Source organism: Streptomyces sp. NPDC004752 (genome assembly GCF_053601275.1).
The window spans coordinates 19575-43398 of sequence record NZ_JBSGBN010000083.1; the positions used below are offsets into that span (position 1 = coordinate 19575).

At 70.9% G+C, this 23824-nt stretch carries 22 protein-coding genes; 14 read left to right on the forward strand and 8 right to left on the reverse strand.

Annotation, left to right across the window (positions count from 1 at the left end; all coding sequences use genetic code 11):
• The first annotated feature begins 10 nt into the window (after positions 1-10).
• The 3 genes from ACWEKM_RS29625 (at position 11) to ACWEKM_RS29635 (ending at position 2675) form a co-directional block, all read left to right on the forward strand.
• On the forward strand, positions 11-517 hold the full coding sequence (locus ACWEKM_RS29625; protein WP_451624320.1) for a MarR family winged helix-turn-helix transcriptional regulator: 507 nt from the start codon (positions 11-13) through the stop codon (positions 515-517).
• Positions 518-560: 43 nt separating this feature from the next.
• Entirely contained in the window at positions 561-899 is a 339-nt protein-coding gene (locus ACWEKM_RS29630) for a DUF3817 domain-containing protein (RefSeq protein WP_451624321.1), read from the forward strand.
• Positions 900-974: 75 nt separating this feature from the next.
• The gene (locus tag ACWEKM_RS29635) at positions 975-2675 is read left to right on the forward strand and encodes an acyl-CoA mutase large subunit family protein (RefSeq protein ID WP_451624322.1); all 1701 of its coding nucleotides are present in this window, start codon (positions 975-977) and stop codon (positions 2673-2675) included.
• A 69-nt stretch (positions 2676-2744) separates the two neighbouring features.
• Here the strand turns inward: ACWEKM_RS29635 and ACWEKM_RS29640 are convergent, their stop codons facing one another.
• Complete coding sequence (locus ACWEKM_RS29640) at positions 2745-3380, reverse strand: TetR/AcrR family transcriptional regulator (RefSeq protein WP_451624323.1); 636 nt, start codon at positions 3378-3380, stop codon at positions 2745-2747.
• Between the two features lie 226 nt (positions 3381-3606).
• Here ACWEKM_RS29640 and ACWEKM_RS29645 point away from each other — a divergent pair, with 226 nt between their 5' ends.
• From ACWEKM_RS29645 to ACWEKM_RS29665, 5 genes are all read left to right on the forward strand, one after another.
• Positions 3607-4584, forward strand: coding sequence for a tetratricopeptide repeat protein (locus ACWEKM_RS29645; RefSeq protein WP_451624324.1), 978 nt, complete (start codon positions 3607-3609; stop codon positions 4582-4584).
• A gap of 658 nt (positions 4585-5242) precedes the next feature.
• Positions 5243-5875 (forward strand): DUF6230 family protein, encoded by a 633-nt coding sequence (locus ACWEKM_RS29650; protein ID WP_451624325.1) that lies wholly within the window; start codon positions 5243-5245, stop codon positions 5873-5875.
• A gap of 118 nt (positions 5876-5993) precedes the next feature.
• On the forward strand, positions 5994-6542 hold the full coding sequence (locus tag ACWEKM_RS29655; protein ID WP_451624326.1) for a DUF6114 domain-containing protein: 549 nt from the start codon (positions 5994-5996) through the stop codon (positions 6540-6542).
• A complete protein-coding gene (locus tag ACWEKM_RS29660; protein WP_451624327.1) occupies positions 6532-7938 on the forward strand; it encodes a hypothetical protein in 1407 nt (468 codons plus the stop codon). The genes ACWEKM_RS29655 and ACWEKM_RS29660 overlap by 11 nt, the downstream gene beginning before the upstream one ends.
• Positions 7939-8082: 144 nt before the next feature.
• Positions 8083-8496, forward strand: coding sequence for a hypothetical protein (locus ACWEKM_RS29665; RefSeq protein WP_451624328.1), 414 nt, complete (start codon positions 8083-8085; stop codon positions 8494-8496).
• A gap of 96 nt (positions 8497-8592) precedes the next feature.
• Here ACWEKM_RS29665 and pyk read toward each other — a convergent pair whose 3' ends face one another.
• The 3 genes from pyk to pta all read right to left on the reverse strand — a co-directional run bounded on the left by pyk (position 8593) and on the right by pta (position 13482).
• Positions 8593-10023, reverse strand: coding sequence for a pyruvate kinase (gene pyk, locus ACWEKM_RS29670; RefSeq protein ID WP_451624329.1), 1431 nt, complete (start codon positions 10021-10023; stop codon positions 8593-8595).
• 97 nt (positions 10024-10120) lie between these two features.
• Positions 10121-11383, reverse strand: a complete 1263-nt coding sequence (locus ACWEKM_RS29675) for an acetate kinase (RefSeq protein WP_451624330.1) — start codon at positions 11381-11383, stop codon at positions 10121-10123.
• Entirely contained in the window at positions 11380-13482 is a 2103-nt protein-coding gene (gene pta / locus ACWEKM_RS29680; RefSeq protein WP_451624331.1) for a phosphate acetyltransferase, read from the reverse strand. The genes ACWEKM_RS29675 and pta overlap by 4 nt, the downstream gene beginning before the upstream one ends.
• Before the next feature lie 195 nt (positions 13483-13677).
• Here pta and ACWEKM_RS29685 point away from each other — a divergent pair, with 195 nt between their 5' ends.
• Positions 13678-14703 (forward strand): ATP-dependent 6-phosphofructokinase, encoded by a 1026-nt coding sequence (locus ACWEKM_RS29685; protein WP_451624332.1) that lies wholly within the window; start codon positions 13678-13680, stop codon positions 14701-14703.
• A gap of 118 nt (positions 14704-14821) precedes the next feature.
• On the opposite strand, the gene ACWEKM_RS29690 is transcribed toward ACWEKM_RS29685, so the two are convergent.
• Positions 14822-15688 carry a 5'-methylthioadenosine/S-adenosylhomocysteine nucleosidase gene (locus tag ACWEKM_RS29690; protein WP_451624333.1) on the reverse strand — a complete coding sequence of 289 codons (867 nt, stop codon included), beginning with the start codon at positions 15686-15688 and terminating at the stop codon, positions 14822-14824.
• 31 nt (positions 15689-15719) lie between these two features.
• Between ACWEKM_RS29690 and ACWEKM_RS29695 the strand changes: the two genes are divergently transcribed.
• Positions 15720-16277 (forward strand): hypothetical protein, encoded by a 558-nt coding sequence (locus ACWEKM_RS29695; protein WP_451624334.1) that lies wholly within the window; start codon positions 15720-15722, stop codon positions 16275-16277.
• A gap of 9 nt (positions 16278-16286) precedes the next feature.
• Here ACWEKM_RS29695 and ACWEKM_RS29700 read toward each other — a convergent pair whose 3' ends face one another.
• Both ACWEKM_RS29700 and ACWEKM_RS29705 read right to left on the reverse strand, forming a co-directional pair.
• Positions 16287-16973, reverse strand: a complete 687-nt coding sequence (locus ACWEKM_RS29700; protein ID WP_451624335.1) for a response regulator — start codon at positions 16971-16973, stop codon at positions 16287-16289.
• Positions 16970-18649, reverse strand: a complete 1680-nt coding sequence (locus ACWEKM_RS29705) for a sensor histidine kinase (RefSeq protein ID WP_451624336.1) — start codon at positions 18647-18649, stop codon at positions 16970-16972. Before ACWEKM_RS29705 ends, ACWEKM_RS29700 begins: the two co-directional genes overlap by 4 nt.
• Positions 18650-18820: 171 nt before the next feature.
• Between ACWEKM_RS29705 and ACWEKM_RS29710 the strand changes: the two genes are divergently transcribed.
• The 4 genes from ACWEKM_RS29710 to ACWEKM_RS29725 all read left to right on the forward strand — a co-directional run bounded on the left by ACWEKM_RS29710 (position 18821) and on the right by ACWEKM_RS29725 (position 23471).
• Entirely contained in the window at positions 18821-20218 is a 1398-nt protein-coding gene (locus ACWEKM_RS29710) for a cation:dicarboxylate symporter family transporter (protein ID WP_451624337.1), read from the forward strand.
• 68 nt (positions 20219-20286) lie between these two features.
• Positions 20287-20715 carry a MerR family transcriptional regulator gene (locus ACWEKM_RS29715; protein ID WP_451624338.1) on the forward strand — a complete coding sequence of 143 codons (429 nt, stop codon included), beginning with the start codon at positions 20287-20289 and terminating at the stop codon, positions 20713-20715.
• Positions 20712-21044 (forward strand): thioredoxin family protein, encoded by a 333-nt coding sequence (locus ACWEKM_RS29720; RefSeq protein WP_451624339.1) that lies wholly within the window; start codon positions 20712-20714, stop codon positions 21042-21044. Before ACWEKM_RS29715 ends, ACWEKM_RS29720 begins: the two co-directional genes overlap by 4 nt.
• 138 nt (positions 21045-21182) lie before the next feature.
• Positions 21183-23471, forward strand: a complete 2289-nt coding sequence (locus tag ACWEKM_RS29725; protein WP_451624340.1) for a HelD family protein — start codon at positions 21183-21185, stop codon at positions 23469-23471.
• Here the strand turns inward: ACWEKM_RS29725 and ACWEKM_RS29730 are convergent.
• Positions 23446-23824 (reverse strand): alpha amylase C-terminal domain-containing protein (locus ACWEKM_RS29730; protein ID WP_451624341.1); only part of this gene is annotated, 379 nt, incomplete at its 5' end. The two genes, ACWEKM_RS29725 and ACWEKM_RS29730, sit on opposite strands and share 26 nt — an antisense overlap.

The following is a 23824-nucleotide window of genomic DNA, read 5'->3' on the forward strand; positions in this document are numbered from 1 at the left end:
GGTCAAGGTCGTGCCGAAGCCACTCAGCCTCCCCTTCGATCCCATCGCCCGCGCCGACGACCTGTGGAAGCAGCGGTGGGGGAATGTGCCGTCGATGTCCGCGATCACCTCGATCATGCGGGCGCACCAGATCCTGCTCGGCGAGGTCGACGCGGTGGTGAAGCCGTACGGGCTGACGTTCGCACGCTATGAGGCGCTGGTGCTGCTCACCTTCTCCAAGGCGGGCGAGCTGCCGATGTCGAAGATCGGTGAGCGGCTGATGGTGCATCCCACCTCGGTGACGAACACCGTCGACCGGCTGGTGCGGTCGGGCCTGGTGGACAAGCGGCCCAACCCGAACGACGGGCGCGGCACGCTCGCCGTGATCACCGACAAGGGCCGGGAGGTCGTCGAGGCCGCCACCCGGGACCTGATGGCCATGGACTTCGGGCTCGGGGTGTACGGCGCGCAGGAGTGCGCGGAGATCTTCGCGATGCTGCGGCCGCTACGGGTCGCCGCGCAGGATTTCGAGGAGTGACCCGGGACAAGGCCCCCCGGAACGGGTCGTTACGCTCGTCTCCATGAAACCTAGCGTGCTGACCCGCTACCGCGTCATGGCCTACGTCACCGGTGTGCTGCTGGTCCTGCTGTGCCTCGGCATGGTCGCGAAGTACCTCCTGAGCATCGACGGCGCCGCGGACTTCACCCGCGTTGTCGCCATCGCCCACGGTTGGCTCTACGTCGTCTACCTCGTCGTCGCCTTCGACCTGGGCTCCAAGGCGAAGTGGCCGGTCGGTCGACAGCTGTGGGTGCTGCTCGCAGGGACGATCCCGACGGCCGCCTTCTTCGTCGAACGGAAGATCAGCCACGAGCTGGAGGCCAAGGTCGCAGACCAGGCCCCCGCTGTCGCCAAGGCGTAGGCCACACCGCCGTGCGAGCGACGTGCGGCGGTGCGCCATCGACAAGTACTAGGACGTCCTAGTAAATTTGTGGGTATGGATGCTGACGCCATCGAGGAGGGCCGCAGCCGCTGGCAGGCCCGCTACGACGCCGCGCGCAAGCGCGACGCTGACTTCACCACACTCTCCGGCGATCCCGTGGAGCCGGTGTACGGGCCGCGACCCGGTGACACGTACGAGGGATTCGAGCGGATCGGCTGGCCGGGTGAGTACCCCTTCACTCGCGGTCTGTACCCGACCGGCTACCGGGGACGTACCTGGACGATCCGCCAGTTCGCCGGGTTCGGGAACGCCGAACAGACCAACGAGCGGTACCGGATGATCCTCGCCGCGGGCGGCGGCGGGCTCTCGGTCGCCTTCGACATGCCCACGCTGATGGGGCGCGACTCCGACGACCCGCGCTCGCTGGGCGAGGTCGGCCACTGCGGGGTGGCCATCGATTCGGCGGCGGACATGGAGGTCCTGTTCAAGGACATCCCACTGGGCGACGTCACGACGTCGATGACGATCAGCGGCCCCGCCGTCCCCGTCTTCTGCATGTACCTGGTCGCGGCCGAACGGCAGGGGGTCGACCCGGGCGTGCTCAACGGCACGCTCCAGACCGACATCTTCAAGGAGTACATCGCCCAGAAGGAGTGGCTCTTCCAGCCGGAACCCCATCTGCGGCTGATCGGCGACCTGATGGAGTACTGCGCGGGCGACATCCCCGCCTACAAGCCGCTGTCCGTCTCCGGTTACCACATCCGCGAGGCCGGGGCGACGGCCGCCCAGGAACTGGCGTACACGCTGGCCGACGGGTTCGGGTACGTGGAGCTGGGGCTGTCGCGCGGGCTCGACGTGGATGTGTTCGCGCCCGGCCTGTCCTTCTTCTTCGACGCGCACGTCGACTTCTTCGAGGAGATCGCCAAGTTCCGCGCGGCGCGCCGGATCTGGGCCAGGTGGCTGCGCGATGTGTACGGGGCGAAGAGCGAGAAGGCCCAGTGGCTGCGGTTCCACACCCAGACTGCCGGGGTGTCGCTGACCGCCCAGCAGCCGTACAACAACGTGGTGCGCACGGCCGTGGAGGCGCTGGCCGCCGTGCTCGGCGGGACCAACTCGCTGCACACCAACGCGCTGGACGAGACGCTCGCGCTGCCGAGCGAGCAGGCCGCCGAGATCGCGCTGCGCACCCAGCAGGTGCTCATGGAGGAGACCGGCGTCGCCAACGTGGCCGACCCGCTGGGCGGTTCGTGGTACGTGGAGCAGCTGACGGACCGGATCGAGGCGGACGCGGAGAAGATCTTCGACCGGATCAAGGAGCGGGGGCGCAGGGCGCACCCCGACGGGCGCCATCCGATCGGTCCGGTCACCTCCGGGATCCTGCGCGGGATCGAGGACGGCTGGTTCACCGGGGAGATCGCGGAGTCCGCGTTCCGCTACCAGCAGTCCCTGGAGAAGGGCGACAAGAACGTCGTGGGCGTCAATGTCCACACCGGCTCGGTGACCGGGGACCTGGAGATCCTGCGGGTCGGCCACGAGGTGGAGCGGGAACAGGTCCGGGTGCTCGGCGCCCGCAGGGCCGCGCGGGACGAGGGGGCGGTGCGCTCCGCGCTGGACGCGATGATCGGCGCCGCGCGGTCCGGGGCCACCATGATCGAGCCGATGCTGGACGCGGTGCGCGCGGAGGCGACCCTCGGCGAGATCTGCGGCGTACTGCGCGACGAGTGGGGGGTGTACACGGAACCGGCCGGGTTCTGATCCTGCTGAAGCGCTTCCCGCTGGAGCACTCCCTGCTGGAGTACCTGGAGTGCTGGAGTACCTGGAGCGTTAGGCGGGACGCGGGGGTGCCTCGGTCGTCGGCAGGCCGTGCAGCAGGACGTGGGTGAAGCCGCGTACCCAGTCGGGGTCGGCGGGTTCCGCGCTCACCAGGGTGCGGTGGACCACCGCACCCGCGACCACGTCGAAGATCAGGTCGACCGTGCGGGCCGCCGCCGCGGGATCCGTCTCCGAAGGCAGCTCGCCGCGTCCCTGCGCCAGCGTCCGGCCCTGGCGCACCAGGCGCTTCTGCCGGTCGACGATCGACCCGCGGATGCGCTCGCGCAGCGCCTCGTCCCGGGTGGACTCCGCGACCACCGCCATCAGGCCGCTGCGCGCCTCGGGGCGGGCCAGGATCGCCGCGAACTGGAGGACCACGCCCTCGATGTCGGCGGCGAGGCTGCCGCGGTCGGGCAGTTCCAGTTCGTCGAAGAGTTCGGCCACCGCGTCCACGACGAGTTCGTTCTTGCCCGCCCAGCGGCGGTAGAGCGTCGTCTTCGCGACCCCGGCCCGCGTCGCCACGTCCGACAACGTCAGCTTCGACCAGCCCAGCTCGACCAGCGCCTGCCGGGTCGCGGCCAGGATCGCGGTGTCCGCGGCGGCACTGCGCGGGCGGCCCGAGCGGGGGGCGGGGGTGTGGCTCTGCATCCCCCGACCCTAACCGCCGGATTCCGTGCGGCCGTGAGGGAGATCACCGGGATGCGGTGTCGCCGGGACCCCGGTTGGTATTACGCTACGAGGCGTAGCGAAAGCCTGCGCGGGGCTGTGCGCGGGCAGTGGCGTACGCGAGGTCGGGCCAGGTGCGCGGGGCAAGGTTCCGGTGCACTTTCACCTCGCTTTTCACTCAGGCGCGGGAACGGGGGAGGATAGACGCATGCAGCCACGGAACATGTCCATGAGCGGCGTCGTCGACCTCGCCGCGGTGAAGGCGGCCCAGGAGGCCAAGGCCAAGGCGGAACAGGCGCGCGCCGAAGCCGCCCGGCAGGGCGGAACGGGGGCCGTCGCCCCTGCCGATCTCGTCATCGACGTCGATGAGGCGGGCTTCGAACGCGAAGTCCTGCAACGCTCCGCCGAGGTACCGGTCGTCATCGACTTCTGGGCCGAGTGGTGTCAGCCCTGCAAACAGTTGAGCCCGGTCCTGGAGCGGCTGGCCGTCGAGTACAACGGGCGCTTCCTGCTCGCCAAGATCGATGTCGACGCGAACCAGATGCTGATGCAGCAGTTCGGGGTCCAGGGGATCCCGGCCGTCTTCGCCGTCGTCGCGGGGCAGGCACTGCCCCTCTTCCAGGGGGCCGCCGGGGAGCAGCAGATCCGGCAGACCCTCGACCAGTTGGTCCAGGTCGCCGAGGAGCGCTTCGGGTTGACCGGTCTGACCGTCGACCAGGACGCCGAACCGGCCGGGGCCGTGGCGGCCCAGGCCCCGGCGCCGGCCGGCCCGCACGACGCGCTACTGGAGGCCGCCGTGCAGGCGCTGGACGCGGGCGACCTGGGCGGGGCGATCCGCGCCTACCAGAACGTGCTGAGCGACGACCCGGGCAACATCGAGGCCAAACTCGGCCTCGCCCAGGCCGAGTTGCTCCAGCGGGTGCAGGACGCCGACCCGCAGCAGGTGCGCAAGGAGGCCGCCGAGAAGCCGGGTGACGCAGGGGCGCAGATCGCCGCGGCCGACCTGGATCTGGTCGGCGGGCATGTCGAGGACGCCTTCGGGCGGCTCATCGAGACCGTACGGCGCACGGCGGGTGACGACCGGGATGCCGTACGGCGCCGACTGCTGGAACTGTTCGAGGTGGTCGGGGCCGATGACCCACGGGTCGTCGGGGCGCGCAGGGCGCTGGCCCGGGCGCTGTTCTGAGCGGAACCCCGAGCGGGGTGAGGGCCCCGTTCTGACCTGTTGCTAAACGCACGGGCATGTGATGCCCGGGTGAAAGATTTGCCGATGTGACGCCAGGGCGGCCGCACTTTACCAAATCTTGGTAATCGCGGCCGCTGTTACTTGCAGTAAATCAAGGCCGTTGGTCTGTCGGGTTGCGCCCGGGGATCAACGGTTTTGTTCTGCCCAGTGATGCCACCGAGCGTCGCGCTTCGAGACCGCTGGGTCGTGCTTCGGTTATCCGCCCGTTACTAGCCAGTAACGAACCCCCTTGTGCGGGCGCCGAGAATGCACCACGATCGGCGACGCTCGGTCCATTCCTGTGCCCCGACAGCCAATCGGGTGCGCGGGACCATCTGGATCCCCACCGAGCAGAGCCGGCGGCAGTGGGGCCGGCTCTCGGACAGGGGGGTCTTCGCCAGACCGGCGAAGCCTGTCCGGCAAGGTCGTGCGTGATGCGTGTCAGGCGCGACCAGTGGTTGTCGCTCGGGGGCGATCGCCGGTGAGGTCGGGCGCGGTTCGTGTCCCCGAGCGCGGGCGTTCCTTCCCGAGGGCGTAGCACTTCTCCCATCCCTGCCCTGCCGAGCCTTTGACTGGGGCGCGTCCGGGCCAGGTGATGTACGTCCGAGAAGGAGGAAATATGGAGTCCCAGGTGCGTGGCGGGACCAGATGGAAGCGGTTCGCTGTGGTCATGGTGCCCAGCGTCGCCGCCACGGCTTGTATAGCTGTCGCCCTTGCGCAGGGCGCTCTCGCCGCGTCGTTCAGCGTCTCCGGCCAGTCGTTCAAGGTGACGGCCGACAAACTCGTGGGCACCGGGTTCACGCAGTACGGGGCCATCGACGAGGGCTACACGCTCGACGGCAAGAAGGCGGTTCACCCCGTCGCCGTCTCGGCGTTCAGCAAAGCGAAGATCACGAACCTGTGCCAGTCCGTGGTCACCCCGGGCATCCCGGTGTTCGGTTCGGTCAGCCTGATCCTGCGGGCGGGCGGCGGCGACAAGCCCGTCAGGGCCGACAACATCTACATCGACGTAGAAAAACTCGAAGGCGATGCGACGTTCAAGAACATCGACATCGGCGTGGCCGCCCAGGACGCCCACAAGGGTCCGGGAATCCAGCCGGGCGACAGGACGAACCCCTTCGGGTTCTCCCAGCAGTCGGACGTCGCCACGCTGACCGGCGTGAAGCAGACGGCGTGGGCGACCACCGCCGGGACCTTCAAACTCAGCGGCCTGAAAATGTCGCTGTCGACGGATGCCGAGGAGTGCTACTAAGCACTCGATGACGGGCGGGGGAGCCGAGGGGCGACCCCGCCCGTCCCCCTTCCGGCCGCGCTTTCACGCGCGGCACACATCTCCACCACAGCAATGCCGCACCAGGGAGCTGTTTTCCATGAGCGCCGAGACTCCTGCCGTACCGGGTCAGTTCACTCGCCGGAGGTTGCAGTTCCGCGCCTGGCGGGGTAACCGTCCGTTCTGGGCCGGCCTGTTCGTCCTGCTCGCCGGCTTTCCGATCATGTACTTCCCGTACGCGCATCTCCAGCTCGGCCATCTGACGATCGCGATGGCCACCACTGCGGGAGCCGGGTCCCTGATCATCGGTGTGCTGCTCGTCGTCCTCGGCATCAGCCTCTGGTTCCAGCAGCACGTGCGGACCTTTGCGGGAGTCGCCGCGATCCTGCTGGCGCTGGTGTCCATCCCCGTGTCCAACTTCGGCGGCTTCGTCATCGGCTTCCTGCTCGCGCTGGTCGGCGGGGCGATGGCCGTGGCGTGGGCGCCCGGGGTGCCGTCGGCGCCGCAGCCGGTGCCGTCCGGCGGCACGGGCGAGGGGTACTCCCCCGAGGCCGCGCCCGGCGGTGCGACGGGCCCGGGGCACGAGTCGAACGACCTGTCAGGAACGAGCCCCGGCAACGGGGCGAACGGGAGGCAAAGTGCCGGCTGACGAGGTGACCCATGGGACTCGTGTGGACACGTCCCGTGCGAGAACCGGGCCGCGCCATGCGGCACCCAAGAAGCCGCTGTTCACCAGGTTCCAGATGCCGGCGGGCAAGGCGATAGCCTCCGTGGCGATGCCGACGGCGGTCCTCATGGGCATGGGGTTCACGTCCACGCTCGCCCTCGCCGACAACAACAACGACACACCGCCGCCGTCGAAGAGCCTGACGGCCGACGAGTACAAGGACTGTGTCGCGGCCCTGGACGGCTCGAAGGACGCCTCGGCCTCGCCGTCGCCCTCCGGTTCGCCGAGCGCGAGCGAGTCCGCGGACCCGCCGTCGCCGACCTCGCCGTCACCGACCCCGTCGACTACGGCCGACGCCGCCGACGGCGCCAAGGACGCGTCGGGCAGGACCTCTTCGCCGGATTCAGGTTCCGGCGACAAGGCCGCGTCCGGCCCGTCCGCGTCCACGCCCGCTTCCTCGGCGAGCGGTTCGGACACCTCGGGCTCCGGTGGTACGACCGCCACGCCCAGCCCGTCGGCGTCCACCGGCGGGAACCTGCTCGACACCATCGGCGACGCGATCACCGGCATCATCACCGGCGGCGCGGGCTTCGGCTCCTCTGCGGGCGCGAGCCCCACGCCGTCCGCGTCCGCGTCGACGCCCGCGGCGGACTCCGGGGCCGCGAAGGACCCGGGCGCCGGCACTGGTACCGGCGCCGCCGACACCGTCAAGGACACGGCCGACCAGGTCAAAAAGACGGTGGAGGACACCGTCGAGGACCCCACCGGCGCGGCGTCCGAGGCGGCCGGGGACACCACCGACGCCGTGCCGACACCGACCGGTTCGGTCACCTCCTCGCCCAGCCCGTCGGCGAGCGCCTCCACCTCCGCCCCTGCCTCCGTCTCCCCCTCCCCCTCCGCCGACGACTGCCCGGTCGCCACCGACGACATGAGCGGCGTCGACAACAAGGTGCCGGTGGCGGACGACCCCTGGTACCTGGGCGCCAGCTCGCTGCTGCTGAAGAACGCCGACTACCAGGGCGTGGTCGAGGTGAAGTGCGCCAACGGGACCACCAAGAAGGTGCTGAAGTACGTCATCTCCGGCGGCACCGACATCGGTGACCTGCACCAGACCGTCAAGGACAAGCAGATCGGCAAGACCTACCACGTGCAGGCGGCGGCCGGCTCGACGTCCACGATCCGCGACGGCGACACGGTGATGTACACGGAGAGCATCTCCGGGAACCTCTTCGGTCTGATCCCGGTGACGTTCAGCCCGGACAGCCCGCCGCCGCTGAACATCCCGCTGATCTACTTCACTCATGTGAAGGTGACCCAGGCCGCCCAGTTCGGCGGCACCCTGCACATACCCGGCATGCACCAGTACACAACCGACTGACCGCCCCCACAAGCCCGTTCGGGAGCCGCGCACAGAGCTGTGGCCCGGTCCTCCGCCCAGGCGGAGCCGGGCACAGTGCCCACGCGTGTCCAGCCGACCAGGCCGGACTGGGCCGAGTGAGCGGTGGCAGGGAGAGGATCAGCGATGTCAGAGTTCGTCCGCGAAGGACGGCTGTTCAGAGTCGTAGAGTTCGATCCTTCCCACCGGCAGCTGTTCCTGACCAGTGAGCCGCTTGCGGTCGACCGGACCACGTCGCAGGTCGAGGTCTACATCGGACACGTCCGGCTGATGTTCCTCAAGCCCATTTACCGTGAGGGTCTGCACATTCGCCGGGCCACCGCGGAGGAGTTCGGCTTGCTGAGAGAACGGCACGGACTCACGGCCGAAGACGCCGAGTACACCTGGATGCTGGAACCCAACGGTGACAGCTTCGTCATCGGCAGCAACCCCAGCTGGCGCGAGGCGGAGTACAAGCTGATGGCTGACAGGGAGGTGCTGTACGACACCTCCAAGCCCTGGCCGCCCGATTTTCCCGCAGAGTCGGGCACCGTCGGTTGACGGCGTGACGTACTGAGGGTGCCCCCCTGTCGCAGGGGGGCACCCTCGGCGCCGTATGGGGCCTTTGGCGGGGCGGTGGGCGGGCTTGCCGGGGGGTTAGTTCTTTTCGCCGCCGCCGAGGTGGTGGACGCGGACCATGTTGGTGGTGCCGGCTACCCCGGGGGGCGAGCCGGCCGTGATGATCACGGTGTCGCCCGTGTCGAAGCGGCCCAGCTTGGTGACCTCCTGGTCGACCAGGTCGACCATCTCGTCGGTGCTGTTCACGAACGGCACGACGTGCGACTCCACGCCCCAGCTGAGCGCCAGCTGGTTGCGGGTGGACTCGTCCGTGGTGAAGGCGATGATCGGCTGGGCGGCGCGGTAGCGGCACAGACGGCGGGCGGTGTCACCGGACTTGGTGAAGGCGATCAGGCCCTTGCCGCCGAGGAAGTCCGCGATCTCGCAGGCGGCCCGGGCGACCGAACCGCCCTGTGTGCGCGGCTTCTTGCCCGGCACCAGCGGCTGCAGCCCCTTGGCGAGCAGCTCCTGCTCGGCCGCCTGGACGATCTTCGACATGGTCTTGACGGTCTCGACCGGGTAGGCGCCCACGCTGGACTCGGCGGACAGCATGACCGCGTCGGCGCCGTCCAGGATCGCGTTGGCCACGTCGGACGCCTCGGCGCGGGTCGGGCGGGAGTTGGTGATCATCGACTCCATCATCTGGGTCGCCACGATCACCGGCTTTGCGTTGCGCCGGCACAGCTCGATCAGGCGCTTCTGCACCATGGGGACCTTCTCCAGCGGATACTCGACGGCCAGGTCGCCGCGGGCGACCATCACGCCGTCGAACGCCATCACGACGTCCTCCATGTTCTCGACCGCCTGCGGCTTCTCCACCTTGGCGATGACCGGGACGCGGCGGCCCTCGTCGTCCATCACCTTGTGGACGTCGGCCACGTCCCGGGCGTCCCGGACGAAGGACAGCGCGACCAGGTCGCAGCCCATACGCAGCGCGAACCGCAGGTCATCGATGTCCTTGTCGCTGAGCGCGGGCACGTTGACGGCCGCGCCGGGCAGGTTGATGCCCTTGTGGTCGGAGACGACGCCGCCCTCGATGACGATGGTCCGCACCCGGGGGCCCTCGACATCCAGGACCTTCAGCTCGACATTGCCGTCGTTGATCAGGATCTGGTCGCCGCGCGAGACGTCGTTCGGCAGGCCCTTGTACGTCGTGCCGCAGACGCTCTTGTCGCCGGGGACGTCCTCGGTGGTGATGACGAACTCGTCGCCGCGCTCCAGCTCCACCGGCCCCTCGGCGAAGGTCTCCAGACGGATCTTCGGGCCCTGGAGGTCGGCGAGGACGCCGATCGCGCGGTTGGTCTCCTTGGCCGCGGCGCGGACGCGGTCGTACCGCGCCTGGTGCTCGGCGTGGGTACCGTGGCTGAAGTTGAACCGGGCCACGTTCATGCCCGCCTCGATCATGGCGACGAGCATCTCTTGGGAATCGACCGCGGGGCCGAGGGTACAGACGATTTTCGAACGGCGCATGAGGCGATCCTATCGGTTTGTTTCGCAACGGAATATTCCGTCGGGCGGACGATACACATGGGCGTGTTCGCGCTCAGGCGAGTACCGGTCGAATTCCTCAGACGCCCTTTCCGACCAGTGCGTAGGTCTGTTCGGCGATCTCCCATTCCTCGTCCGTCGGAACCACGGCCACGGCCACCCGCGCGTCCGGCGGCGAGATCAGCCGGGCCCCGTCGCCCCGCACGGCGTTCAGCCCCGGGTCGACCGCCAGGCCCAGCCCCGCCAGGCCCTCGACCGCCGCCGCCCGCACCGGGGCCGCGTTCTCGCCGACCCCGGCCGTGAAGGCAACCGCGTCCACCGTGCCGAGCACCGCGTAGTAGGCGCCGATGTACTTCTTCAGCCGGTGCACGTAAATGTCGAAGGCGAGCCGGGCCTCGGCATCGCCCTCGTCGATCCTGCGCTGAATCTCCCGCATGTCGTTGTCGCCGCACAGCCCGAACAGACCGCTCCTCTTGTTGAGAAGAGTGTCGATCTCATCCATGGACATTCCGCCAACGCGCCGCAAATGGAAGATGACGGCGGGATCCAGGTCGCCCGAGCGGGTCCCCATCACCAGCCCCTCCAGCGGCGTCAGCCCCATCGAGGTGTCCACGCACCGGCCGCCGCGGACCGCCGACGCCGACGCCCCGTTGCCCAGGTGCAGCACGATGACGTTCACCTCCTCCGGTGCCCTGCCGAGCAGCCGCGCGGTCGCCCGGGAGACATACGAGTGCGAGGTGCCGTGGAAGCCGTAGCGCCGCACCCGGTAGCGGTCCGCGAGCTTCGCGTCGATCGCGTAGCGGGCCGCGTACTCCGGCATCGTCGTATGGAACGCGGTGTCGAAGACCGCGACCTGCGGCAGGTCCGGACGCAGCGCCCGGGCCGTGCGGATCCCGGTCAGGTTCGCCGGGTTGTGCAGCGGTGCGACCGGGATCAGCCGCTCGATCTCGGTGAGCACGGAGTCGTCGATGACGGTGGGCTCGGTGAAGAACATGCCGCCGTGCACCACCCGGTGCCCGATCGCGGCCAGCTCCGGCGAGTCCAGGCCGATGCCGTCCCGGGACAGCTCGCCGGCGACCCCTTTCAGGGCGGCGTCGTGATCCGCGATCGGACCGTTCAGCTCACGGGTGTCGCCCGTGGCCAGACAGGTGTGCTTCAGCCGGGACGTCTGCTCGCCGATGCGCTCCACCAGACCGACGGCGAGCCGGCCGCCGTCACGCATGTCCAGCAGCTGGTACTTCAGCGACGACGAGCCGGAGTTGAGGACGAGGACCCGGGAGGCGGGCGGGGCCGGGCGCGGATCGCCGGACGGGGCGGTGGCGGGCGACGGGTGGGAGGTCACTGGGCGGTCGCCTTCTCGTGCGGGGTCGGGGCGGGACGCTGGGCCTGGACGGCCGTGATGGCCACGGTGTTGACGATGTCCTGGACGAGCGCGCCCCGGGACAGGTCGTTGACCGGCTTGCGCAGGCCCTGCAGCACCGGCCCGACGGCGATCGCGCCGGCCGAGCGCTGCACGGCCTTGTAGGTGTTGTTGCCGGTGTTCAGGTCGGGGAAGATCAGCACGCTGGCCTGCCCGGCCACCTCGGAGTCCGGCAGCTTGGTCGCGGCGACGGTGGGCTCCACGGCGGCGTCGTACTGGATCGGCCCCTCGATCTTCAGGTCGGGCCGCCGCGCGCGGGCCAGCTTCGTGGCCTCGCGCACCTTGTCGACATCGGCGCCCGAACCGGATGTGCCGGTGGAGTACGACAGCATCGCGATCCGCGGCTGCACGCCGAACTGCAGCGCGGTGGCCGCCGACTGGACGGCGATGTCGGCGAGTTGCTCGGCGTCGGGGTCCGGGTTGACCGCGCAGTCGCCGTAGACCAGCACCTTGTCGGCGAGGCACATGAAGAAGACCGACGAGACGATCGAGGACTCGGGCCGGGTCTTGATGATCTCGAACGCGGGCCGGATGGTGGCCGCGGTGGAGTGCACGGAACCGGACACCATGCCGTCCGCCAGGCCCTCCTCGACCATCAGGGTGCCGAAGTAGTTCACGTCGGCGACCACGTCGTGGGCCAGCTCGACCGTGACGCCCTTGTGGGCGCGCAGCCGCGCGTACCGCTCGGCGAAGGCGTCGCGCAGCTCGGAGACGGCCGGGTCGATCAGCTGGGCGGCGCCGAGGTCGATGCCGAGGTCGGCGGCCGCCTTGCGGATCCGGTCGACCGGCCCGAGCAGGGTCAGATCGCACACGTTCCGGCGCAGCAGCACCTCGGCGGCGCGCAGCACCCGCTCCTCGGTGCCCTCCGGCAGCACCACCCGGCGCCGGTCGGCGCGGGCCTGCTCCAGCAGCTTGTGCTCGAACATCATCGGGGTGACGCGGTCGCTGCTCGGCGCGGAGACCCGGCTCAGCAGGCCGCCGGTGTCGACGTACCGCTCGAACAGGCCGAGCGCGGTCTCCGCCTTGCGTGGGGTGGCCGCGTTCAGTCGGCCCTCCAGGGAGAACAGCCGCTCGGCGGTCGGAAAGCTGTTGTCGGCCACGGACAGCACCGGGGTGCCGGGGGCGAGGCGGGCGGCCAGGGTGAGGACCCCGTCGCTGGGGCGCTCGTTCAGGGTGAGCAGTACGCCGGCTATCGGCGGGGTGCCGGCGCTGTGCGCGGCGAGCGAGCCGACTACCAGGTCGGCGCGGTCGCCCGGGGTCACCACGAGAGCGCCCGGGGTCAGCGCGGCCAGCAGATTGGGCAGCATGGCGCCGCCGAAGACGAAGTCGAGCGCGTCCCGGGCGAGCCCCGAGTCGTCGCCGAGCAGCACCTCGGCGCCCAGGGCCTGGCCGATCTGCGCGACGGTCGGCGCCGCCAGCGCCGGATCGTCCGGCAGCACATAACAGGGCACCGGCAGCCGGTCCGCGAGCCGCTCGGCCAGCACGTCGCGGTCGTCGCGGGCCACCCGGTTGGCGGCCATCGCCAGCACGTCGCAGCCGAGGCCCTGGTAGGCCCGGAAGGCGTTGCGGGTCTCGGCGAGCACGGACTCGGCGCTCTGCCCGCGGCCGCCCACCACCGGGAGCACGGACGCCCCGAACTCATTGGCGAGCCGGGCGTTGAGGGCCAGCTCGTCGGGGAGCTGGGTGTCGGCGAAATCGGTGCCGAGCACCAGGACGACGTCGTAGTCGCGGGCCACCAGGTGGAAGCGGTCGACCAGGTCGGACACCAACGCGTCGGTGCCCCGCTCGGCCTGCAGCGTGGACGCCTCGGGGTAGTCCATGCCGTACACGGTCGCCGGGTCCTGGGAGAGCCGGTAGCGCGCCCGCAGCAGTTCGAAGAGGGGATCGGGGTGGTGGTGCACGAGCGGCCGGAACACTCCCACCCGGTCGACCTGCCGGGTCAGGAGTTCCATGACGCCCAGCTCCACGACCTGCCGGCCGTCACCGCGGTCGATCCCGGTCACGTACACACTGCGGGTCACGCGTGCTCTCCCTCATAGACCGCATGGACAAAAAGCGCTCACCTGGGTGAGCGGAACCCTCTTGACAATACCTTCGCTCACGGATAGGGCACCCTTCAGGATGGAGCCCGTCCGCCTCCGGGACATAGAACAACCGGGACATGAAACAATCGGACTGGCTCACCGGCGTCGACAGCGAGCAGGAGACACAGCAGGATGCGCATCGGAGTCCTCACCGCAGGCGGCGACTGCCCCGGCCTGAACGCCGTGATCCGGTCGATCGTGCACCGGGCGGTCACGAACTACGGCGACGAGGTGATCGGTTTCGAGGACGGCTACCGGGGGCTGCTCGACAGCCACTACCGCACCCTCGACCTCGACGCGGTCGGCGGCATCCTGTCCCGTGGCGGGACCATCCTCGGCTCCTCGCGGCTGCCGCGCGGCCGGCTGCGTGAGGCATGCGAGCGGGCCACCGACATGGTCGGCGAGTTCGGGATCGACGCGCTGATCCCGATCGGCGGCGAGGGCACCCTGACCGCGGCCCGGATGCTCTCCGACGCGGGCCTGCCGGTCGTCGGCGTCCCGAAGACGATCGACAACGACATCTCCTCCACGGACCGCACCTTCGGCTTCGACACGGCGGTCGGCGTCGCCACCGACGCGATGGACCGGCTCAAGACCACCGCCGAGTCCCACCAGCGTGTGATGGTCGTCGAGGTGATGGGCCGGCACGCCGGCTGGATCGCCCTGGAGTCCGGCATGGCCGGCGGCGCCCACGGAATCTGCCTGCCCGAGCGGCCGTTCGACCCGGCCGACCTGGTCAAGATGGTCGAGGAGCGGTTCGACCGCGGCAAGAAGTTCGCCGTCATCTGCGTCGCCGAGGGCGCGCACCCCGCCGAGGGCACGATGGACTACGGCAAGGGCGAGATCGACCAGTACGGCCACGAGCGCTTCCAGGGCATCGGCACGGCCCTCGCGTACGAGCTGGAGCGGCGGCTCGGCAAGGAGGCCAAGCCGGTCATCCTCGGCCACGTCCAGCGCGGCGGCACACCGACCGCGTACGACAGGGTGCTCGCCACCCGCTTCGGCTGGCACGCGGTGGAGGCCGCGCACCGGGGCGAGTTCGGCCGGATGACCGCGCTGCGCGGCACCGACATCGTGATGGTGCCGCTCGCGGAGGCGGTGACCGAGCTGAAGACGGTGCCGAAGGACCGGATGGAGGAGACCGAGTCGGTCTTCTGACCGGCGGCGGGCGACAGCCGGGCGCGAACGGCCGCCCGGCTCACCCCTTGACGGACGTCGCCCCACCTGCGGCGGGGTGCGAAACGGCACCGTCGACGTGAATGGGGGCGTGCCGCTGTCAGCGGTGGTGGCGGTTGTCGGTGCGGTCGGGGTCGGCTGTCTTGCCGAGGACGGGGCCGTGGAAGGTGCCGCCCCGGAAGTCGATGTGGTCGCCGCGGTATGTGCCCCGGGCGCCTTCCTCGGGGTCGGACGGGGCGTCCTCGCGCGGCGCGTGTCTGCGCAGCACCGCCACGGCGACGGTCGCGGCCCGCGCCGCGGCCCGCTCCTGGGAACCGGCGGCGTCGGCCCGGTGCTTGTCCGCGTCGGCACCGTCGCTGATGCCGCGGATCACCAACGCGTCGACCTGCCCGCTCAGTTGGGCCGCGCGGGCCGCGCCCGCCCCCTCCATCTCGATCGCCGCCGCGTCGTTGTAGTGCTCGCGCAGATGCCGGGCGACATCGGACGCGGCGTCGGCCAGCACCACGTCACCGGTGGCGATCGGCTTGAAGTGCGCGCGTACGCCCGGCAGGTCCCGTACGGCCGAACGGGCCGCCTGCACCAGCGTGTTGGAGCCGAACCAGGCATCCGGGCGGACCAGCAGGCCCTCGGGCGTCTGCTTGCCGCCGTGGATGCCGTACACCTTGGTGCCCACCACCACGTCCCCGAGGGCGACATCGTCCTTGAGCGAGCCCGCGACGCCGACGAACAGCACCGCCCGCGGACGCAGCCAGTCGATCAGCGGGCCGGTGAGCGCGGCGGCGGTCCCCGCGCCCTCGCCCAGCTCGGCCAGCGCCATCTGCCAGGAGCTGTCGGGCAGCCGCCCCACCTCCACCCGGGTCCCGCCCGCGTGCACCCGCTCCCGGCGCTCCGGCACATGGGCGCGCATCGCCGCGTACTCCAGCGCGAGCGCGGTCAGGACGAGAACGGTGGGCGGTGTCTGCGGCACACTCTCAAGGTAGCCGGGGGAAGGGACACGCGTGCCGGAACGAGACGTCACTGTGGGCCAGTTGCTGCTCACCGAGTACCAGACCGTCAAGGACGAACAGAAGAGCCGTATCGGCTTCCGCGACAACCTGCTCTACGTCACCCTCACCGTGGTGGCCGCGGTCGTCGCCGCCGCGGCCCAGGCCGACCGGCCCGCCATGCTGCTCGCCCTGCCCCCGGTCTGTGTGGTCCTCGGCTGGACCTATCTGGTCAACGACCAGAAGATCTCGGCGATCGGCGCCCATGTACGCGAGGAACTGGCCCCGCGGCTCGCCGAACTGGCCGCGACGGAGCGGACGGAGGTCTTCCGCTGGGAGACGGCGCATCGGCAGGACGCCCGGCGGCTGTCCCGCAAGGTCGTGCAGTGCGTGGTGGACCTGCTGGCCTTCTGTGTGGTGCCGGCGAGCGCGCTCGCCGTGTACTGGGTGGCGGGCGGGCCGTCGGCGGGGCTGGTGTCCCTGTCGCTGCTGGAGGCCCTCGCGGTGGCCGGACTCGGCCTGTACATCGTGCTCTACGCCGTGCCGTTCCGTCCGGCGCCCGACGCGGGCTGAGCGCTCACCTCACTGCCCCGTCACCCACCGGTACTGCAACTCCGGGCGGCCCACCGTGCCGTACTGGGGGCGGCGGGCCGCCCGGCCCGTGTCGACCAGGTGTTCCAGATAGCGGCGGGCCGTGATGCGGGAGATGCCGACCGCCTCGGCGACCCCGGTCGCGGTGAGGCCGTCGGTGTGCTCGCGCAGGGTCAGCGTGACCCGCTCCAGGGTGGGCGCGCTCAGGCCCTTCGGCAGCGCCGCCGGACTCGGCGCCCGCAGCACCGCGAGCGCCCGGTCCACCTCGTCCTGCCCGCTGGCCTCGCCGGCCGCCGCGTGGAACTCGGCGTAGCGCAGCAGCCGGTCCCGCAGGGTCGCGAACGTGAACGGCTTGAGGACGTACTGCACGACTCCCAGCGAGACCCCCTCGCGCACCACGGTCAGATCCCGGGCGGACGTCACCGCTATCACATCCGCGTGGTGGCCGGCCGCACGCAGCGAACGGGCGAACCGCAGACCGTGCACGTCCGGCAGATGCAGATCCAGCAGCAGCAGGTCCACCGGGGTGCGGTCCAGCAGGCGCCGCGCCGCCGCCCCGGTGTGCGCCTTGCCCACGGCGACGAACCCCGGCACCCGTCCGACGTACAGCACATGCGCGTCCGCGGCGACCGGGTCGTCCTCCACGACGAGGACCCGGATGGGCTGCCGGGCCGTCATATCCCACCTCGCGCCGCGTCCCGCCCGCCCCCGCCGCCCGACCCGGCCGCCCTGTCCAGCGGCAGCCGTACCTCGAACACCGCACCGCCCTCCCGGCCCCCCGCCACCGTCAACGCGCCCTTCTGCCGGGCGACCGCCTGCCGCACCAGCGCGAGGCCGAGCCCGCGGCCCTGGGGCCCGGCCGGCTTGGTCGTGAATCCCCGCTGGAACACCAGCTCGGCATGGGCCGGATCCACCCCGCTGCCCGAGTCCGCGACCCGCAGCACCAGTTCGGCACAGCCCTCCGCGCCCGTGTCCGCCGTCTCGTCGGCGTATGCCGTCACCGTCACCCGGGCCCCCACGGTGCCCTGGGCCGCGTCCACCGCGTTGTCGATCAGATTGCCGAGGATGGTCACCAGGTCGCGCGTCGGCAGGCCCTCCGGGAGCAGGCCGTCGTCCAGCCGGCTCTCCGGCGCCACCACCAGTTCCACGCCCCGCTCGTTGGCCTGGGCGGTCTTGCCGAGCAGCAGGGCCGCCAGCACCGGCTCGCCGACCGCGGCCACCACCTGGTCGGTCAGCGCCTGGGCCAGCTCCAGCTCGGCGGTCGCGAACGCCACCGCCTCGTCGGCGCGGCCCAGTTCGATCAGGGAGACCACCGTGTGCAGCCGGTTCGCCGCCTCGTGCGCCTGCGAACGCAGCGCCTGGGTGAAGCCCCGCTCCGAGTCCAACTCTCCCATGAGCGACTGGAGTTGGGTGACGTCCCGGAGGGTGACGACGGTGCCGCGGCGCTCACCGCCGGACACCGGCGAGGTGTTGACGACCAGGATCCGGTCCACCGTCGGATGCACCTCGTCGACGCGCGGCTCCGAGGCCAGCAGTGCCCCGGTGAGCGGCGCGGGCAGCCCGAGACCGGCCACCGATCGGCCCACCACGTCCTCCTCCCGGCCGACGTCGAGCAGTTCCCGCCCGCCGTCGTTGATGAGGGCCACCCGGAACTGGCCGTCCAGCATCAGCAGCCCCTCGCGCACCGCGTGCAGCGCGGCCTGATGGTAGTCGTGCATGCGGCTCAGCTCGGTCGCGTTCATGCCGTGGGTGTGCCGGCGCAGCCGGGCGTTGATGACGTACGTGCCGACGCCGCCCAGCGCCAGGGCCCCGGCCGCGACGCCGGCCATGGCCGTGACCTGGTCCTGCACCCGCTCGCTGATGGCCTCGACGCGAATGCCGGCGCTCACCAGGCCGATGACCCGGTCGCCGTGCCGCACGGGGGTGACGGCGCGCACGGACGGGCCGAGCGTGCCGGTGTATGTCTCGGTGAAGGAGCGGCCCTGGAGGGCGGGCCCGATGTGCCCCAGGAACTTTCCGCCGATCTGCGTGATGTCCGGGTGGGTCCAGCGGATGCCCCGCGGGTTCATGATCGTCACAAAGTCGACGCCGGTGTCCCGCTGGACCCGGAGCGCGTACGGCTGGAGCCGGGCCGTCGGGTCCGCCGCGTTGATCGCCTCCCGTACCGAGGGGGCGTCCGCTATCGAGCGGGCCACGGCCGTGGCCTGCCGGCCCGCCGCGTCCTCGGCCTGGCCCCGGTCGCTGAGATAGGTGAACAGCGCATAGCCGGCGACCACGACCGCGATCAGCACGGCCTGCATGGCGAACAGCTGGCCGGCCAGGCTGCGGGGCCGGGGCAGGGCGGGGAAACGCATGCCGTCAGTGTGCCTCTCCGGTTCCGCCGTGGGTGTCTCCGGTTCCGCGCGAACTCAATGAACGCAAGGGTGACCGCCCTCACAGACCGGGAGATAGTCACGGCATCCCCCCATCCCCCGGACGTGAGCCGCACGCCGGTGATGCCGACGACGACGTCAAGGAGGGCAGCCGTGGCCGCCAGCACATCCCCAACGGCACCTGCCGCACCCGCCGCGAAGCGGGACCGTACCCACTATCTGTACATCGCCGTGATCGCCGCGGTGGCGCTCGGGATCGCCGTGGGGCTCATCCGGCCCGAGTTCGGGGTCGAGCTCAAGCCGCTCGGCACGGGCTTCGTGAACCTGATCAAGATGATGATCTCGCCGGTCATCTTCTGCACGATCGTGCTGGGCATCGGCTCGGTCCGCAAGGCGGCCAAGGTCGGCGCGGTCGGTGGTATCGCGCTCGGCTACTTCCTCGTGATGTCGCTCGTCGCGCTCGCCATCGGCCTCGTCGTCGGCAATGTGCTGCACCCCGGTGACGGGCTGCATCTGACCGACACGATCAAGCAGACCGGGCACGACCAGGTGGCCGGCGACGCACTGCCGCCGGTGGAGTTCGTGCTGTCGATCATTCCGACCACGTTCGTCTCCGCCTTCACCGAGGGCGAGGTGCTCCAGACGCTGCTGGTGGCGCTGCTCGCGGGGTTCGCGTTGCAGGCGATGGGCCCGGTCGGCCGGCCGGTGCTGCGCGGCATCGAGCACATCCAGCGCCTCGTCTTCCGGATCCTCGCCATGGTGATGTGGGCCGCGCCCATCGGTGCCTTCGGCGCCATCGCCGCGGTGGTCGGCTCGTCGGGCCTGGACGCGCTGAAGAGCCTCGCGGTGCTGATGCTCGGCTTCTACGTCACCTGCTTCCTGTTCGTCTTCATCGTGCTCGGCGCGCTGCTGCGGGCCATCGCCGGGCTGAACGTCTTTGCGCTGTTCACGTACCTGGCACGGGAGTTCCTGCTGATCCTGTCCACCTCCTCCTCCGAGTCCGCGCTGCCGCGGCTCATCGCGAAGATGGAGCACCTGGGCGTCAGCAAGCCGGTGGTCGGCATCACCGTCCCGACCGGCTACTCCTTCAACCTCGACGGCACCATGATCTACATGACCATGGCGTCGCTGTACATCGCCGACGCCCTGGGCACACCGATGTCGGTCGGCGAGCAGATCCCGCTGCTGCTGTTCCTGCTGCTGGCCTCCAAGGGCGCCGCCGGGGTCAGCGGCGCCGGTCTCGCCACGCTGGCCGGCGGCCTCCAGTCGCACAAGCCCGCGCTGGTCGACGGCGTCGGACTGATCGTTGGCATCGACCGCTTCATGAGCGAGGCCCGCGCCCTGACGAACTTCGCGGGCAACGCCGTGGCCACCGTCCTGATCGGCACCTGGACGAAGGAGATCGACATGGACCGGGTCCGGCAGGTGCTCGCCGGTGAGCTGCCGTTCGACGAGAAGACCCTGCTGGACGAGGGCGAGCAGACGCCGGCGCCCGAGCTGCCGGAGCAGCCGGGCGGCGACGGCAACGAGAAGGAGCTGGCCAAGGCGTAGGCGAAGACGCCCTTGAGGGAGCTGACGAGGTTGCCCTGACCTCGACGTCAAGGCATACGGTCGAGGACATGCGTATCGGCGAGCTGGCCGCACGGGCCGGGACCACCACGCGGACACTGCGGTACTACGAGGCACGGGGGCTGCTGCCCGCGCGCCGCGACGGCCAGGGCCACCGCGTCTACGACGAGCGGGACCTGCGGCTGCTCACCCAGATCCGGACGTTGCAGGACTTCGGGTTCGGCCTGGAGGAGACGCGGCCGTTCGTGGAGTGTCTGCGGGCCGGGCACCCCGAGGGCGACTCCTGCCCCGCCTCGCTCGCGGTCTACCGGCGCAAGCTGGACGAGCTGGACGCGCTGATCGGGGAGCTGCGGGCGGTGCGGGCGCAGGTCGCCGGGCAGCTCGGGCGGGCGGAGCGGGCCAGGGACGCGCTGGCCGCCGAGGCGCTGGTTCCGGGTGGTCCGGAACCGGAGTGCGAACTGGGAGGACAGCGACGATGACCAGGACGGTCGGCGTGGCCGAGGTGACGGACGGGGACTTCACGGCGGAGGTGATCGAATCCGACCTGCCGGTGCTGGTGGAGTTCACCGCCGACTGGTGTCCGCCGTGTCGGCAGATGGGGCCGGTGCTCGGCGCGCTCGCCGCCGAGACGGCCGGCCGGCTGAAGGTCGTGCAACTGGACGTGGACACCAATCCGGTGACCACCAACGCGTACAAGGTGCTGTCGATGCCGACGTTCATGGTGTTCCGGGACGGTGAGCCGGTGCGGGCGATGGTCGGGGCGCGGCCCCGGCGCAGGCTCCTGGAGGAGCTGTCCGACGTGCTGTAGAACCGTGACGTGTAGAACCGTGACGCCCGACGAAAGAAATCCCCCGAGCAATTGCGCTCGGGGGATTTCTCTGCGTATATTCGGTGATTCGCGACTTCAGGAGAATGTGGTCGCAAAGAAGTTCAGTGAGCAGATTCTATGCGGGCGGGAGCGGAATTGTCAAACACGGAATTTCCGGACGATGAATTGCGTCACGAGCAGGAATTCATCGACGGACTGTACGCACGCGTGGACGCGCTGCGCGGCGACACCGAGTCCTCCGTCACACACGCCCTCGCACAGGGCGACAAGCCCATGCAGGCCCGCCTGGAGCGGGACATCCTGGTCGCCGAACGATCCCGGCTGCTCGCCGCGCTGAACGCCGTGGACGGCTCGCTCTGCTTCGGCCGCATCGACCTGACCTCGGGCACCGGCCATCACATCGGCCGCATCGGGCTGCGCACCGGCGACGCCGAGCGCACACCGGTCCTCATCGACTGGCGCGCCGATGTCGCCCGCCCCTTCTACCTGGCCACCGGCCACACCCCGATGGGCCTGCGCCGGCGCCGGCACATCTCCACCGACGGCCGAAAGGTCACCTCCCTGCACGACGAGATCCTCGACCTCGGCGACGCCACCCGCACCGGCCACGAGGACCCGACCGGGGACGCCGTGCTGCTGGCCGCGCTCGACTCCGCGCGCACCGGACGCATGAGCGACATCGTGCAGACCATCCAGGCCGAGCAGGACGAGATCATCCGGGCGCCGTACCGCGGGGTGCTGGTGGTCGAGGGCGGCCCCGGCACCGGCAAGACCGCGGTCGCGCTGCACCGGGCCGCCTATCTGCTGTACGAGCACCGGGAGTCGCTGGCCCGGCGGGCCGTCCTGATCGTCGGCCCGAACCCCGCCTTCCTCGGCTACATCGGCGAGGTGTTGCCCGCCCTCGGCGAGACCGGGGTGCTGCTCGCCACGCTCGGTGAGCTGTTCCCCGGGGTGCGGGCGACGGCCCACGACACCCCGGAGGCGGCGGCGGTCAAGGGCCGCGCCGACCTGGCCGATGTCCTCGCCGCCGTCGTGGCCGACCGGCAGGCGCTGCCCGACCCGGTGCTCGCGATCGAGCACGACCGGGAGGTCCTGATGCTCGACGACGGCCTGGTGAAAGTGGCCCGCGAGCGCACCCGGGCCACCGGGCTGCCGCACAACGTGGCCCGCGAGCACTTCGAGGGCCACCTCCTCAACACCCTCACCGACATGGTCGCCGAGCGCATCGGCACCGACCCGTTCGACGGCACCAATCTGCTCGACGCCGGCGACATCACCCAGATCCGCGACGAACTCGCCGAGAACCCGGAGGTGTGGTCCGCCATCGACCAGTTGTGGCCGAGGCTGACCCCGCAGCGGCTGCTCGCGGACTTCCTCGCCGACCCCGAGGGCTACGTCAGCGACGAGGACGCCGCCGCCATCCGCCGCCCGGTGACCCGGGCGTGGACCGTGGCGGACGTGCCGCTGCTCGACGAGGCGGCCGAACTGCTCGGCGAGGACGACCGGGTCAGACAGGCGCTGGCCGAGCGGGAACGGGAGACGCAGATCGCCTTCGCGCAGGGCGTCCTCGATGTGTCGTACGCGTCCCGTACCTACGAGTTCGAGGACAAGGAGGACGGCGATCCCGACGGCTCCGAGGTGCTGTCCGCGCACGACATCATCGACGCCGAGCGGTTCGCCGAGCGGCACGAGGAGGCCGACTTCCGCAGCGCCGCCGAGCGGGCCGCGGCCGACCGTACCTGGGCGTTCGGGCACATCATCGTGGACGAGGCGCAGGAGCTGTCGCCGATGGCCTGGCGGCTGCTGATGCGGCGCAGCCCGACCCGTTCGATGACCTTGGTCGGCGACCCGGCCCAGACGGCCGAGGCGGCGGGTGTGGGCTCCTGGTCCAAGATCCTCGCGCCGTACGTCGAGGACCGCTGGGAGCATGCGCGCCTCGGCGTCAACTACCGCACCCCGGCCGAGATCATGGACCTGGCCGGGGCCGTGGTCCGCGCCGAGCGGCCCGGCTTCGAACCGCCCCGCTCGGTCCGCTCGACCGGGGTACGGCCCTGGGTGCGGCAGGCGGCCGACGACCTGCCGGGCGCCGTGGCCGAGGCGGTCGCCGAACTGACCCCCGCCGAGGGCCGCCTCGCGGTGATCGCGCCGCGCGATCTGCACCGGGCGCTCGCCGCCCGGCTGGACGGGGTCACGGCGGGCGGCGAACCGGACCTGACCCGGACCGTCGTCCTGCTGGACCCGCGCCAGGCCAAGGGGCTCGAGTTCGACTCGGTGCTGGTGGTGGAGCCGGGCCGGTACGGCACCAGCGACCTGTACGTCGCCCTGACCCGGGCCACCCAGCGGCTGGGCGTGCTGTACACGGGCGGCCTGCCCGAAGGGCTCAGGCAGGCCGCAGCCACACCGTAGCCAGCGGGGGCAGGGTCAGCCGGATGCTCGCGGGGCGGCCGGACCGGTCCCGCGGCTCCGGTTCGACCGGGTGCGGGTGCACCACGCCGCCACCGCCGTAGCGGACCGCGTCCGTGTTGAGTGCCTCCCGCCACGCGGGGATGTCGTCCGGTACGTCGAGCCGGTAGTGGTGGCGGACGACGGGGGAGAAGTGGGACACCGAGAGCAGGGGTGCCCCGTCCGCGTCGAGTCTCAGGAATGCGAATACGTTGTCGTCGGCGGCGGCGGCGGTGTCGGCGGTGATCCATCGGAAGCCGGTGGGGTGGGTGTCGCGTTGCCAGAGGGCGGGGGTGGTGCGGTAGAGGGTGTTGAGG

Coding starts and splice junctions, on each gene's coding strand:
- ACWEKM_RS29630 (WP_451624321.1), top strand. CDS start 561: ATGAAACCTAGCGTGCTGACCCGCTACCGCGTCATGGCCTACGTCACC.
- ACWEKM_RS29635 (WP_451624322.1), top strand. CDS start 975: ATGGATGCTGACGCCATCGAGGAGGGCCGCAGCCGCTGGCAGGCCCGC.
- ACWEKM_RS29640 (WP_451624323.1), bottom strand. CDS start 3,380: ATGCAGAGCCACACCCCCGCCCCCCGCTCGGGCCGCCCGCGCAGTGCC.
- ACWEKM_RS29645 (WP_451624324.1), top strand. CDS start 3,607: ATGCAGCCACGGAACATGTCCATGAGCGGCGTCGTCGACCTCGCCGCG.
- ACWEKM_RS29650 (WP_451624325.1), top strand. CDS start 5,243: ATGGAGTCCCAGGTGCGTGGCGGGACCAGATGGAAGCGGTTCGCTGTG.
- ACWEKM_RS29655 (WP_451624326.1), top strand. CDS start 5,994: ATGAGCGCCGAGACTCCTGCCGTACCGGGTCAGTTCACTCGCCGGAGG.
- ACWEKM_RS29665 (WP_451624328.1), top strand. CDS start 8,083: ATGTCAGAGTTCGTCCGCGAAGGACGGCTGTTCAGAGTCGTAGAGTTC.
- pyk (WP_451624329.1), bottom strand. CDS start 10,023: ATGCGCCGTTCGAAAATCGTCTGTACCCTCGGCCCCGCGGTCGATTCC.
- ACWEKM_RS29685 (WP_451624332.1), top strand. CDS start 13,678: ATGCGCATCGGAGTCCTCACCGCAGGCGGCGACTGCCCCGGCCTGAAC.
- ACWEKM_RS29700 (WP_451624335.1), bottom strand. CDS start 16,973: ATGACGGCCCGGCAGCCCATCCGGGTCCTCGTCGTGGAGGACGACCCG.
- ACWEKM_RS29705 (WP_451624336.1), bottom strand. CDS start 18,649: ATGCGTTTCCCCGCCCTGCCCCGGCCCCGCAGCCTGGCCGGCCAGCTG.
- ACWEKM_RS29715 (WP_451624338.1), top strand. CDS start 20,287: ATGCGTATCGGCGAGCTGGCCGCACGGGCCGGGACCACCACGCGGACA.
- ACWEKM_RS29720 (WP_451624339.1), top strand. CDS start 20,712: ATGACCAGGACGGTCGGCGTGGCCGAGGTGACGGACGGGGACTTCACG.
- ACWEKM_RS29725 (WP_451624340.1), top strand. CDS start 21,183: ATGCGGGCGGGAGCGGAATTGTCAAACACGGAATTTCCGGACGATGAA.